General features: G+C 58.3%; 13 protein-coding genes. 2 read left to right on the top strand and 11 right to left on the bottom strand.

Annotation, left to right across the window (positions count from 1 at the left end):
- The first annotated feature begins 63 nt into the window (after positions 1 to 63).
- Positions 64 to 1,278: an MFS transporter gene (locus I6L58_RS03940; protein ID WP_088207509.1), complete on the top strand. Its 1,215-nt coding sequence runs from the start codon at positions 64 to 66 to the stop codon at positions 1,276 to 1,278.
- Between the two features lie 77 nt (positions 1,279 to 1,355).
- On the opposite strand, the gene flgL is transcribed toward I6L58_RS03940, so the two are convergent.
- The 11 genes from flgL to flgB form a co-directional block, all read right to left on the bottom strand.
- Positions 1,356 to 2,309: a flagellar hook-associated protein FlgL gene (gene flgL / locus I6L58_RS03945; protein ID WP_006174672.1), complete on the bottom strand. Its 954-nt coding sequence runs from the start codon at positions 2,307 to 2,309 to the stop codon at positions 1,356 to 1,358.
- A gap of 14 nt (positions 2,310 to 2,323) precedes the next feature.
- Complete coding sequence (gene flgK / locus I6L58_RS03950; protein ID WP_088207510.1) at positions 2,324 to 3,967, bottom strand: flagellar hook-associated protein FlgK; 1,644 nt, start codon at positions 3,965 to 3,967, stop codon at positions 2,324 to 2,326.
- A 75-nt stretch (positions 3,968 to 4,042) separates the two neighbouring features.
- Positions 4,043 to 4,993 carry a flagellar assembly peptidoglycan hydrolase FlgJ gene (gene flgJ / locus I6L58_RS03955; RefSeq protein WP_058609151.1) on the bottom strand — a complete coding sequence of 317 codons (951 nt, stop codon included), beginning with the start codon at positions 4,991 to 4,993 and terminating at the stop codon, positions 4,043 to 4,045.
- Positions 4,993 to 6,090 carry a flagellar basal body P-ring protein FlgI gene (locus tag I6L58_RS03960; protein ID WP_058609152.1) on the bottom strand — a complete coding sequence of 366 codons (1,098 nt, stop codon included), beginning with the start codon at positions 6,088 to 6,090 and terminating at the stop codon, positions 4,993 to 4,995. Before I6L58_RS03960 ends, flgJ begins: the two co-directional genes overlap by 1 nt.
- A 12-nt stretch (positions 6,091 to 6,102) precedes the next feature.
- Positions 6,103 to 6,801: a flagellar basal body L-ring protein FlgH gene (gene flgH / locus I6L58_RS03965; protein WP_058609153.1), complete on the bottom strand. Its 699-nt coding sequence runs from the start codon at positions 6,799 to 6,801 to the stop codon at positions 6,103 to 6,105.
- 57 nt (positions 6,802 to 6,858) lie between these two features.
- On the bottom strand, positions 6,859 to 7,641 hold the full coding sequence (flgG, locus tag I6L58_RS03970; RefSeq protein ID WP_006174667.1) for a flagellar basal-body rod protein FlgG: 783 nt from the start codon (positions 7,639 to 7,641) through the stop codon (positions 6,859 to 6,861).
- 11 nt (positions 7,642 to 7,652) lie between these two features.
- Entirely contained in the window at positions 7,653 to 8,408 is a 756-nt protein-coding gene (locus I6L58_RS03975; RefSeq protein WP_006174666.1) for a flagellar basal body rod protein FlgF, read from the bottom strand.
- Positions 8,409 to 8,428: 20 nt separating this feature from the next.
- Positions 8,429 to 9,637, bottom strand: a complete 1,209-nt coding sequence (gene flgE / locus I6L58_RS03980; protein ID WP_006174665.1) for a flagellar hook protein FlgE — start codon at positions 9,635 to 9,637, stop codon at positions 8,429 to 8,431.
- 26 nt (positions 9,638 to 9,663) lie between these two features.
- A complete protein-coding gene (gene flgD / locus I6L58_RS03985) occupies positions 9,664 to 10,374 on the bottom strand; it encodes a flagellar hook assembly protein FlgD (protein WP_006174664.1) in 711 nt (236 codons plus the stop codon).
- 11 nt (positions 10,375 to 10,385) lie between these two features.
- Positions 10,386 to 10,790: a flagellar basal body rod protein FlgC gene (gene flgC, locus I6L58_RS03990; protein ID WP_006174663.1), complete on the bottom strand. Its 405-nt coding sequence runs from the start codon at positions 10,788 to 10,790 to the stop codon at positions 10,386 to 10,388.
- A 3-nt stretch (positions 10,791 to 10,793) separates the two neighbouring features.
- Positions 10,794 to 11,210 (bottom strand): flagellar basal body rod protein FlgB, encoded by a 417-nt coding sequence (flgB, locus tag I6L58_RS03995; RefSeq protein WP_006174662.1) that lies wholly within the window; start codon positions 11,208 to 11,210, stop codon positions 10,794 to 10,796.
- A gap of 157 nt (positions 11,211 to 11,367) precedes the next feature.
- Between flgB and flgA the strand changes: the two genes are divergently transcribed.
- The gene (gene flgA / locus I6L58_RS04000; protein ID WP_058609155.1) at positions 11,368 to 12,027 is read left to right on the top strand and encodes a flagellar basal body P-ring formation chaperone FlgA; all 660 of its coding nucleotides are present in this window, start codon (positions 11,368 to 11,370) and stop codon (positions 12,025 to 12,027) included.
- Positions 12,028 to 12,056 lie beyond the last annotated feature (29 nt).

Raw genomic sequence — 12,056 nt, forward strand, 5'->3', positions numbered from 1 at the left:
CCGTCTACCGTCGCAAGCCGTGCTGATAAAAAATAGCCGCACACGATGAATGAGGAATAGCTTATGAACACAACGACTGCCCCCCATGCGGTGAATCGCTGGGTAATTTTCATGCTGGCTCTGGGCGCGGGCTTTAGTGTCGCCGCCATTTACTACGCACAACCCTTACTGCCGCTGATCGGCGCGGACCTTCATCTGAGCATTGAGGGAATGGGCCTGGTCCCCACCCTGACCCAGGCGGGCTATGCGCTGGGGATTTTATTCCTGTTGCCCCTGGGCGACCGTCACGATCGCCGGACGTTAATTTTAATCAAAAGCGCAGCCCTGGCCCTTTTCCTGCTGGGCTGTAGCCTGACCGGGCAACTGCATTCCCTGCTGCTCGCCAGCCTGCTGATTGGCATGGCCGCCACTATGGCACAGGATATTGTCCCTGCCGCGGCGATCCTCGCCCCGGAGGGGAAACAGGGTAAAACGGTCGGCACGGTGATGACCGGCCTGCTGCTGGGGATCCTACTCTCCCGGACAGTGAGCGGTGCCGTCGGTGAAGCCTTCGGCTGGCGGGTCATGTACCAGTTGGCTGCCGCAAGCATTGCCTTTGTAGGCATTATGATGTGGGCGGTACTGCCCCGCTTTGCGGTTCACTCCACGCTCGGCTACCCCGCACTGATGCGCTCGATGGCGCACCTGTGGGGCCGCTATCCGGCGCTGCGCCGGGCAGCGATGGCCCAGGGATTCCTGTCGATTGCCTTCAGCGCCTTCTGGTCAACGCTTGCGGTCATGCTGCTCGAACGCTTCCACCTTGGCAGCGCCGTCGCCGGAGGATTTGGGATTGCCGGTGCCGCAGGCGCATTAGCCGCACCGCTGGCAGGCGGACTGGCGGATAAACTCGGGGCCGGAAAAGTCACACAGCTGGGCGCTGCCCTGGTGACCGTGTCATTTGCGCTGATGTTTTTGATGCCTGCCCTTGGGGTTTACGGCCAGCTCATCCTGATTGCCGTTTCTGCCATCGGCTTCGACCTGGGCTTGCAGTCGAGCCTGGTAGCCCATCAGAACCTGGTTTACAGCCTTGAACCGCAGGCGCGCGGACGTCTTAACGCCCTGCTGTTTACGGTGATCTTCATCGGCATGGCGCTTGGCTCAGCGCTGGGGAGTCAGGTCTATACTCTGGCGGGCTGGTCTGGCGTGGTCGCCCTGGCAACGGTGAGCGGAGCCATTGCGCTGGCTATCCGTCTGGTTGAAAGCGCGCGTACAGCCGCTTCGCCGGCGGAAGCGGCATAAAAAAATGCCCAATCCGAATCAGGATTGGGCAGTCAAAACACGCCCAGTTTCAGAACGTGCTCTAATCGGTCAGACTATTATCTGTTCAGCTGGAACAGGGACATGCCCTGCATATCGCTGAACGCTTTATAAGAGGCCTGCAGGGCCGCCTGCTGCATGGTGTACGAGGAGATCGCGGCATTCCAGTCCACATCCACCAGGTCGCTCATCTGCTGCGTTTGCCCCAGCGCGCGGTCATCGCCAAGCGCATCCAGTTTATCCAGTTCCGTCAGCTTGGTCCCCAGATCGGCACGCACGGTCAGCACGTTATCCAGCGCGTTGCTCAGACCACGGTTCGCCTGGTTAATGCTGTCCGTGAGCGCATCCATTTTGGTCTGGTCGCTTTCGGTCGGGGTGTTCAGCGCGTCGATAGCCTTATCCAGAATCTTAAACAGGTTCGTTTCAGGCGTACTGCCATCAGGCTCCGGTTTCGCATTACTGGTAAATTTGTCAAAGACCTCGGAACCGGTATGGCTGATCTGCATATTGCGCGCAGAGTCGACCTGCTGAGAGATGGCCTCAGATCCGCCGCTATAGTCGCCATTGGTCTGATCAAACGGCACGTTGTCGGTCTTATAACCGGCAAAAATATACCGCCCGTTACCGTCGGTGCTGTTCGCCAGGTTCATCAGCTGATCGCGAATACCTTTTAAATCGGTTGCCAGCGACGCCCGGTCATTGTCACTCAACGAACCGTTGCCCGCATAGACAATTTTCTCCTGCGCGGACTGGATCGCCGTGGTGACCTGGCCCAGCACGTTCTCTTCCAGAGAGACTTTTTGCGTGGCAAACGTACGTGCCAGCGCGAACTGGCTGTTCTGTGACTGTGCCTGAGACAGCACAACCGCCTGAGAGGCCGCGATCGGATCGTCGGACGGGCGGTTCACGCGCTTGCCCGAAGACATCTGTTCGCCATAGCCCAGCCAGCGGCTTTGAGAATCGGTGATGCCGCGCATGTTCTGCTCGTACATCATCTGGGTGCTAATACGCATGGATTACCTCGTCGTTAGCGAATATTGATTAACGCATCAAAAAGCGTATTGGCCGTTTGCAGCACCTGGGCATTTGCCAGGTAGTACTGCTGGTAGCGCTGCAGGTTGCCGTACTCTTCGTCAAGGTTGACGCCAGAGATAGACTGCTGCTGGTTGCTCAACTGTGTTGCAACATTGGCTTTGGTCTGGCTGCTGGTTTTCAGCGAGGCCGTCGTGCTGCCCACGGTACTGACCAGCGCCGCATAGGCATCGTTGAAGGTCTTATTGCCGCCCACCACTTTGCTGTTTTGCAGGTCAACCAGCGCCTTACCGTTACGGTTATCGCTTTCGCCGCCGTCGGCCACAGAAGCCATGGCAAGCTTAGATTCATCGCTGATCGCCAGACTCATGTTGACGATGGTGTTCACGACCGGCTTCACGGTAAAGCTGTCTTTGGTTGCAGCAGTGCCGCTGACGTTCACGGTCAGGCCATCAAAGGTCATCTTGCCGCTGGCATCCGGTGTCGCGGTGAAAGAGGTCTTGTCAGAAAGCCGCGTTACCGTCCAGTCCGTGCCGTTGAATTCGAACTTGTAGTCCGTCGCCTGCACCTTTGAACTGTCCGTTACGCTGGCGGTCATCGTTGCGCCTGGTACGGAATTATGGCTGTTGCCAACCACCGCAGGAGACCCCATGTTGAACAGCGCGCCGCCGGCAGCACCGTTAGCATCAAAACCCGCTTCGTGCTGGGTGTTCATCGCGTCCGCAAAGGCCAGCGCCAGCTGGTTGAGGGTGTTACGCGCGTTGTCCAGGTCTTCCGAACGGAACGTTAACAGCCCGCCCAGCGAACCGGTGTTAAGCAATTTTTCAGGAATTTCAACGTTGCCCGCCACGTCATCGACATATGCCACCGTGGTACGCGTAGGATCAGCACTGGATGCGACTGCTGCCAGCTGGTTCGTTTTACTGCCCTGAACCAGGCTGTAACCATTGCCGAACGAAATGTTGTAGGTGCCGCCGTCCTGAACGGAGACTTCCACCCCAACAATTTTGTTCAGCTCGCTGACCAGCTGGTCACGCTGATCGAGCAGATTGTTTGGCGATGCCCCTGCGCCCACGCCGGTCAGACGAGAAATCTGATCGTTGAGGTTCGCGATCTGCTTCGCGTAGTTATTGATCTGATCGACGCTGGTCGAAATCGCGGTGTTGACCTGAGAATCCTGGTCACGCAGGTACTGATCGTTAACCTTGAACTGGTTTACCAGCCCGTCAGCCTTGCCGAGGACCGTCTGGCGAGCAGCCGGATCTTCCGCGTTGCTGACCAGCGTCTGCAGGCTTTTAAAGAAATCCTGCAGCGTGGTGGAAATGGAGTTGGTGGTATCCGAGAGCACATCGTCAATTTTCGACATCTGCTGATAGCGCGTCGTCAGGCCGCTGCTCTGGTTTTGCGCCGCACGCAGCTGGTTAGTGATAAACGAATCGTACTCACGCTGTACGCCGGAGACATACACCCCGTTACCCACCCAGCCACCGCCGGTCAGGGTGCTGTTCGAGGCGCCCAGAATGGTGGTCTGGCGGGTATACCCTGCCACGTTGTAGCTTGAAATATTGTTACTGACGGTATTAAGTGCCGCCTGTGCAGCACTGAGGCCACTCATGGCGCTGTTAATCAAACTGGACATGGGGGTTCCTTTTAGACTTTCAGACACGCGTCCTGATGAAGGTTATCGGCAGCCTCCACCGGGACTTGAGAACTTTCAGAACAGATTTTCGATATCTGTGCTATAGGCCTTGCTGACCTTCTCACCCATCGATTTCAGCTGCTGGATCATGCTGGTGAGCTTGCGCGCGTAGTTCGGATCGGTCGCGTAGCCGGCATTCTGCAACGCCTGTGCCCCCTGCTCTGGCGTGGCGGCCTGAGTCACGGCGGTATAGCGCGGATTTCGGCTCAGCAGGCCCACATAGTCCGACAGGGCTTCAAGGTAGGAGCTGTAGACGCGGAATTTGGCTTTCACCTTCACCGCCGCACCGTTCTCGTACTCGGTGGTGGTGATCTCAGTTGTTGGCCCCTTCCAGCTGGAGGTTGCCTTCACGCCAAAGATGTTAAAGCTCGGCTCGCCATTTTCCTTACGGATCTGCCGCTGCCCCCAGCCGGACTCCAGCGCGGCCTGCGCCAGAATCAGGTGATGAGGCACGCCGCTCTGCTGGCTTGCAAGGCGTGCGGGCAGTGAAAGCTGCGCCAGGAAGTCTTTGCTGTCGCCGGTGAGCGGCTCATCGCTGGTCGGCGTTGGCTTCGGAATTGCCTTGCGCACCATCTGCGTCATGGCCTGATTCTGATAACTGGTCACCGTTTCCAGGTCGAACTTCATCGGCACCTGCGGCGGGTTCTCCGGCTGAATGCCCTGCGCGGCTTCGGTCTGTTTGACAATCATGTCGGCCAGACCGAGTCCTTTTCCGGCCGTCATCTGCTGTGCAATCTGCTGGTCATACATGCTGGTGTACAGTCGCGTTGAATCGCTGCTGAAAAGCCCGTCTTTCGGCAGGGTCTCACGCATGCTTTTCAACATCATCTGCACAAACATCCCTTCGACCTGGCGAGCCACCGGACGGATATTGCCCGCCGGATCTTTCCCGGCGCTGGTTTTCAGCTCGTTAAGCGACTGGGCATCCCAGGCGGCACTGCTCAGCAGTTTGCTATCGGTCAGCATCAGATGATTTCCAGTTTGGCACGCAGACAGCCTGCACTTTGCATCGATTGCAGAATGGACATCAGATCCATCGGCGTCGCGCCGAGCGCATTGAGGGCGCGTACCACGCTGTTGAGGTTGGCACTGGAGCGCACGCTTTGCAGCGAACCGCCGCTCTGGCGGAGATCGATCTGCGTTTGCGGCGTCACCACCGTCTGACCACCGCCAAACGGTGTGTCCGGCTGGCTGACGTTGGCGCTGCGGTTAACCGTGACCGAAAGGTTGCCCTGCGCCACGGCACAGCTGTCCAGTGACACTTCGCGGTTCATGACCACCGACCCGGTGCGCGAGTTGATAATCACTTTTGCATCTTGCACCGGCACGTTGACTTCCATATTCTGGATGTCTGCCAGCATGCGTACCTGGTTGCTGTTGCCCGTCGAGGTGCGGATCTGCACGGTACGGGCATCCAGCGCGGTGGCGCTGCCGTAGCCGCGGCTGCGGTTGATGGTGTCCGCAATCTGCTGCGCCATCGTGAAATCTTCGTTGTTCAGCTGCAGGTTAATGGTGTTGCCGGAGCCAAACTGGGTCGGCAGTTCACGTTCGATGATTGCCCCGTTGGTGATACGCCCGCCGTTAAGCTGGTTAACCTGCACGCTGCTGCCCCCCGCCGATGCACCCGCCCCGCCGACCAGGATGTTCCCCTGTGCCAGCGCATACACCTGGCTGTCGACACCTTTAAGCGGGGTCATCAGCAGCGTACCGCCGCGCAGGCTTTTGGCGTTACCCATCGACGAAACCACGACATCGATGGTCTGCCCCTGGCGCGCAAACGCCGGGAAGGAGGCGGTCACCATTACCGCCGCCACGTTTTTCAGCTGCATGTTGGTGCCAGTCGGCACGGTAATACCGAGCTGGGAGAGCATGTTGTTCAGGCTCTGGGTGGTAAAAGGCGTCTGGGTGGTCTGGTCGCCCGTCCCGTCCAGCCCCACGACCAGGCCATAGCCGATCAGTGAGTTTTCTCGCACGCCCTGTACGCTTGTGAGATCGCGAATGCGGTCGGCGTGGGCGCAGGTCGCGCCCAGAGCCAACACCATGGCGAAGAGGAATTTATACATAGGTCACCTCGCTTACATCGGCGATAAGTTAAGGAAGAAGCGCTGCAGCCAGCCCATGTTTTGCGCTTCGTTGATGTAGCCGTTGCCGACGTACTCAATGCGCGCATCCGCCACCTGAGTGGACGGCACGGTATTGGTGCCACTGATGGTGCGAGGGTTAACCACACCGGAGAAGCGGATGAACTCAGTGCCCTGATTGATCGCGATCTGCTTTTCACCCACTACGTGTAAATTGCCGTTAACCAGAACCTGGTCAACCGTGACCGTCAGCGTACCGCTGAAGGTATTGCTGGCGTTCGCGCCACCTTTACCATTAAAGGTATTGCCGCCAGACGCCTCGACATCGGCACGCGCATTGCCAAACAGGCCCTGCAGATAGCGAGGAACGGTATCGAAGCCAAAATTGGTTTTGCCATCGCGGCTGGCATTGGCAGACGAGCTTTTGCTCGCGCTGACGTTTTCCTGCAGCACAATGGTCAAGGTATCGCCGATATTACGCGGGCGACGGTCTTCAAACAGCGGCTGATAACCGTAGTTAATCGGCTGCGCGGTCTGGAAAATGGAGCCGTTCACAACGGGCGCGGGGCCAGGAACGGGTTGGGCGGTAGTCGCACCCTGCACCAACGGTTTAGACGGGATCCAGGCACACCCGCTGAGGGTGACGGCCAGAACGGTCAGTATTGGATAACGAAACGCCGCGTTTTTTTGCATTGCCTTCATCTTCGAAAAAAGGGCACCGGCGCGGCGTTCACCGCACCGGGCGACCCCTTAGAGTTGCGTCAGTTTTTGCAGCATCTGGTCGGTTGTCGACACTGCTTTACTGTTAATTTCATACGCGCGCTGGACCTGGATCATATTCACCAGCTCTTCCGCAACGTTGACGTTAGAGGTTTCGACATAGCCCTGGTACAGCAGACCCGCGCCGTTGAGGCCTGGCGTACTTTCATTTGGCGTACCGGAGGATTGCGTCTCGGTGTAGAGGTTCTCACCAATGCTTTCCAGACCGGTATCGTTCATGAAGGTGGTCAGGTTGAGCTGCCCAACCTGAACCGGTGCCGCCTGGCCCTGCTGGGTCACGCTCACCACGCCGTCACGGCCAATGGTGATGCTCAGGGCGTTGGCCGGGATGGTAATCGCAGGCTGCACCTGGAAACCGCCCGCCGTGACCAGCTGGCCGTTCTGATCCACCTGGAAGGAGCCGTCGCGGGTATACGCTGAGGTTCCGTCAGGCAGTTGGATCTGGAAGAAACCCTGGCCTTTGATCGCCACATCTTTGCTGTTGTTGGTCTGGGACAGGTTGCCCTGGCTGTGCAGACGCTCGGTGGCAACCGGGCGTACGCCGGTACCAATCTGCAAACCGGACGGCAGCGTCGTTTGCTCAGAAGACTGCGCACCCGGCTGGCGAATGGTTTGGTAAAGCAAATCTTCGAATACCGCGCGCTGACGCTTAAACCCATTGGTGCTGACGTTTGCCAGGTTGTTGGCAATCACGTCCATATTGGTTTGCTGTGCGTCGAGGCCGGTTTTCGCGATCCATAAAGAACTGATCATAGGAAGTCCTGTTAACTCATTGCCAGAAGTTGGTTAGCTTTGTTCGCGTTTTCATCGACGCTGCTGATGATCTTCATCTGCATTTCAAAGCGACGCGCGCTGGCGATCATATCGGTCATGGCTTCGACCGGCTTGACGTTACTGCCTTCCAGCACGCCCGACATGACGCGGATGCTCGGGTCGGCCTGTAGCGTCGCACCGCGCGTCGCCTGGGTCGCCTGGGTCAGACGGAACATCCCGTCATCGCCACGCTGTACTTCCCGTGCGTCGGCTTTAACCAGCTTCAGACGTCCGACGGGCGCAACGGTGTTCGCCGGGTCGCCCGGGTTTAACGCCGAGACCGTCCCGTCTGCCGCGATGGTCAGCTCTGAGCCTTCAGGCACGGTCAGCGGACCGGCTTCGCCCATGACCGGATGCCCCTGAATGGTCAACTGCCCGGTCGCGCTCACCTGGATATTACCGTTGCGGGTATACCCTTCGCTGCCGTCTGCCGTCTGCACGGCCAGCCAGCCATCCTGCTGCAGCGCCACGTCGAGCGGACGCGAGGTGTAGTCCATCTGGCCTGGCGTCATATCCGCACCGGGCGTGGAGGCTGTAACCAGCGTACGCGTCGGCAGAGAAAGCCCTTCTACCGGCACCGCGCGCAGCGCATTCAGCTGCGCACGAAAGCCGGGCGTGGAGGCGTTGGCCAGGTTGCTGGCGGTAACGGCCTGCTGATTGAGCGTCTGGCTTGCCGCGCCCATCGCCGTATATATTGCGTGATCCATTGCGCGTTCCTGTTAGCCGCTTAACGCAGGTTAACCAGCGTGTTGAGGATCTGATCCTGGGTTTTGATGGTCTGCGCGTTCGACTGGTAGTTACGTTGCGCGACGATCATGTTCACCAGCTCTTTACTCAGATCCACGTTCGAGGCTTCCAGCGCGCCGTTCGTCAGCGTACCGAAGTTACCGGAACCTGCCGTACCCAGCAGCGCCACGCCGGAAGACTGCGTTGCAGACCAGACGTTGTCCCCTTCTGACTTCAGCCCTTCGTTGTTGGCGAAGTTTGCCAGCACGATCTGACCCAGAACCTGAGTCTGTTCGTTGGAGTAGTTACCCACCACGGAGCCGTCATCGTTAATCTGGTAGCTCACCAGATCGCCCGGCTTATAGCCGTTCTGGTTGGTCGCCACGATGTTGTTTGCACCGGTGTTTTGCTGCATGGAGTTAGCGAAGCTCATCGCGAACGTGGCCGGGGTTGCGCCGGGCACTGTCGCCGTGGTGATATTCACGTTGTCGCCGCCGGTCAGTACGCCGCTGGCGTTAAAGGTCAGCGTGGTCGCCAGAGAGACCGGGCTACCCGCCACGCTTCCGTCCTGGGCATACACTTTCCAGGAGTTAGCCGGCGTCGCGTCTTTGACGTAATACAGGTTCATGTTGTGCGCATTACCCTGGCTGTCAAAAACAGTGACGGTCCCTTTTTTGTTATAGGTATCCGGGTTAGTCGCATCGAAGGCTTTGGTTGGCGCCGTATCGGTGGAGTTGAGGTTGATCTGCTGGGACGCCGTGGTGGTGGACTTCGCCGCCATCAGCGTGGTCGGAATGCTGATCGCCTGCGGGTTCGCACCGGTCTGCACGGTTGGTGGTGTACCCGCCACCGGGTAGCCGGTCAGCTGCAGGCCCTGCATGTTCACCAGATTACGGTTTTCATCCAGTTTGAACTGGCCGTTACGGCTATAGAAGACAGAACCGTTTGCATCCACCATGCGGAAGAAACCGTTCTGGCTGATCGCCACGTCCAGACCGCGACCGGTATTGGTGGTGGTGCCGTCGGTGAAGTCCTGAGTGATGCCAGCAACTTTCACACCCAGGCCGACTTTGGAACCGGCAAACATGTCGGCGAATGAGGCGGAGCCGGATTTAAAACCATAGGTCGCGGAGTTGGCGATGTTGTTGCCAATGACGTCCAGGTTGGTGGCCGCAGCATTCAGGCCGCTGACCGCTTGAGAAAAGGCCATGACTTACTCCTGATAAGTGTTAAGGCTTAGATAATCTGCCGAACTTCGTCGAGCGTGGTGGTACCCGAGGTACCCAAATCCAGTTTGTTGCCGTCGCTACCTCTGATCACGCCCTGAACCAGCGCGAACTGCAGCGGCTGGGCGACCAACTGGGTGGTTCCGTTGCTGGCGCTGATCGCGACCTTATACGAACCGTTTGGTGCCGTGGTGCCGTCCGTCATGCTGCCATCCCAGGTGAAGGTATGGACGCCCGCTTTCAGTTCACCAATATCAATGGTGCGAACCACCGCGCCGTTGGCATCGGTGATGGTCGCCGTCACTTTGTCCGCCGGCTGCTGGAGTTCAACCCCAAACGGCGTGGTGGACGTGGTGGTGTTGCCATCGGTTGTGGAGCTGCCCGCGAGGATCGTCGTGCCCGGGATCATCACCCCGTGGCCAATCAGGTTTGCCGCCTGCAGCGACTGGCTGCTGTCGATTTGCCCGGAGACCGAGCCAAGCGTGGTATTGAGCTTTTCAATGCCGCTAACGGTGCTGATCTGCGCAAGCTGCGTGGTCAGTTCGTTGTTCTGCATTGGGTTGGTCGGGTCCTGGTTTTTCAGCTGGGCCACCAGCAGCGTCAGAAAGCTGCTTTGCAGATCGCTGGCGTTGCTTCCCGTCAGGGAGCTGGAGCCCGTGGCACTGCTGGTGCCGCCGACACCCGAGTTTGTCGGGTCATTCACATTTACGGCAATGGACATTCGTGTCTCCTTTACTGGCCGAGAGTGAGTGTTTTGAGCATCATGCTCTTCACGGTATTAAGCACTTCGACGTTTGCCTGATAGCTGCGCGAGGCGGACATGGAGTTCACCATTTCACCCACGACGTCCACGTTCGGCATTTTCACGTACCCGTTGGCGTCCGCGAGCGGATTACCCGGCTCATACACCAGCTTGTCCGGTGCCTGGCTCTCCACCACATCAGAAACTTTCACGCCGCCCGTCGCCGCGCCCGGTGCAGCATCCACCTGAAAGACCACCTGTTTCGCACGATAAGGCTGTCCGTCAGGACCGGCCACGCTGTCGGCGTTCGCCAGGTTACTGGCCGCGACGTTAAGGCGTTTGGACTGCGCCGTTAGCGCCGATCCGGCGATATCAAAAATGTTCAGCAAGGCCATTTATCAGTTGCCCCCCTGCAGGACGTTCATCATGCCTTTGATCTGCCCGCCGAGGACGGTGAGGCCCATCTGGTACTTCAGGCTGTTGTCGGCAAACTGTGTGCGCTCCCGGTCCATGTCGACGGTGTTACCGTCAAGCGAGGGCTGATCGGGAATGCGGTAAAGTAAATCGGCTGTCGGTGCGGTCATTGCCTGAGCGGGAATGTGGCGTGAGGATGTCATGGCAAGTGCCACACCCGTTCCTTCGGCACGTCCACGCTCCATCACTTTTTTAAGCTCACTGGAAAAATCAATATCGCGCGCCTGGTACCCTGGGGTATCGGCGTTGGCAATATTGGCGGCTAAGATTTCCTGCCGCTGGGCGCGTAAATTGAGCGCTTCCTGCTGAAAACGTAGCGCGGCATCGAGTTTATCGAGCATGTCTCCTCCGCTGATGGGAAAATTTCAGTTCACAGCTTAAATCTCAACCCGTCACCCCTATCGAAGGAATAAGCGCAAAATGCGTCGCTATTTATTGCGTTGATGGAAATCCACTGCGGGTAAAATCCTTCAAACTCTGGACACGGTGGAACTTGCGATGCGGACGTTAACGAAAGGCCTGGCGGCAACCTTACTGTTTTTAAGCCCACTGGCGCAGGCAGAAGATTTGCAGGCACAGCTCAACGCTTATTTTGCCCAGCAGCTGGCCGGCTTTAGCGATGAAGTGACCGTCAGCGTACGCACGCCGCCCAACCTTCTGCCGTCCTGCGAAGCACCCTCTTTCAGCGTGACCGGCAGCGCAAAGCTGTGGGGCAATGTGAACGTGCAGGCCCGCTGTCCGAATGAAAAACGCTATTTGCAGGTTGCGGTACAGGCGACGGGGAATTATGTTGTCGCCGCTCAGCCGATTGTTCGGGGAAGCCAGCTGCAGGCCAGCAGCGTGACGTTAAAACGCGGCCGTCTTGACCAGTTGCCTCCGCGAACGATGCTGGATATTAACCAGGCGCAGGATGCCGTAAGTCTGCGGGACGTTGCCCCAGGCCAGCCAATCCAGCTCTCGATGATCCGTCAGGCGTGGCGGGTGAAGGCGGGTCAGCAGGTGATGGTTGTGGCTAACGGCGACGGCTTTAGCATCAACAGTGAAGGCAAGGCATTAAACAATGCGGCCGTGGCGCAAAATGCCCGGGTAAGAATGTCCTCGGGCCAGGTGGTCAGTGGAACCGTCGGTTCTGATGGGAATATTCTGATTAACCTATAATCTTTTAAAGATTTCGCGGCGACTGCCGA

This window comes from Enterobacter cancerogenus (assembly GCF_019047785.1).
Classification (GTDB): Bacteria; Pseudomonadota; Gammaproteobacteria; order Enterobacterales; family Enterobacteriaceae; genus Enterobacter; species Enterobacter cancerogenus.

Excerpts from the sequence above, each read along its gene's own strand:
- flgK (WP_088207510.1), bottom strand. The coding sequence starts at position 3,967 with ATGTCCAGTTTGATTAACAGCGCCATGAGTGGCCTCAGTGCTGCACAG.
- flgC (WP_006174663.1), bottom strand. The coding sequence starts at position 10,790 with ATGGCCTTGCTGAACATTTTTGATATCGCCGGATCGGCGCTAACGGCG.
- flgA (WP_058609155.1), top strand. The coding sequence starts at position 11,368 with ATGCGGACGTTAACGAAAGGCCTGGCGGCAACCTTACTGTTTTTAAGC.
- flgE (WP_006174665.1), bottom strand. The coding sequence starts at position 9,637 with ATGGCCTTTTCTCAAGCGGTCAGCGGCCTGAATGCTGCGGCCACCAAC.
- I6L58_RS03975 (WP_006174666.1), bottom strand. The coding sequence starts at position 8,408 with ATGGATCACGCAATATATACGGCGATGGGCGCGGCAAGCCAGACGCTC.
- flgJ (WP_058609151.1), bottom strand. The coding sequence starts at position 4,993 with ATGCTGACCGATAGCAAACTGCTGAGCAGTGCCGCCTGGGATGCCCAG.
- flgB (WP_006174662.1), bottom strand. The coding sequence starts at position 11,210 with ATGCTCGATAAACTCGATGCCGCGCTACGTTTTCAGCAGGAAGCGCTC.
- flgL (WP_006174672.1), bottom strand. The coding sequence starts at position 2,309 with ATGCGTATTAGCACCCAGATGATGTACGAGCAGAACATGCGCGGCATC.
- flgG (WP_006174667.1), bottom strand. The coding sequence starts at position 7,641 with ATGATCAGTTCTTTATGGATCGCGAAAACCGGCCTCGACGCACAGCAA.
- I6L58_RS03940 (WP_088207509.1), top strand. The coding sequence starts at position 64 with ATGAACACAACGACTGCCCCCCATGCGGTGAATCGCTGGGTAATTTTC.
- I6L58_RS03960 (WP_058609152.1), bottom strand. The coding sequence starts at position 6,090 with ATGTATAAATTCCTCTTCGCCATGGTGTTGGCTCTGGGCGCGACCTGC.
- flgD (WP_006174664.1), bottom strand. The coding sequence starts at position 10,374 with ATGTCCATTGCCGTAAATGTGAATGACCCGACAAACTCGGGTGTCGGC.
- flgH (WP_058609153.1), bottom strand. The coding sequence starts at position 6,801 with ATGCAAAAAAACGCGGCGTTTCGTTATCCAATACTGACCGTTCTGGCC.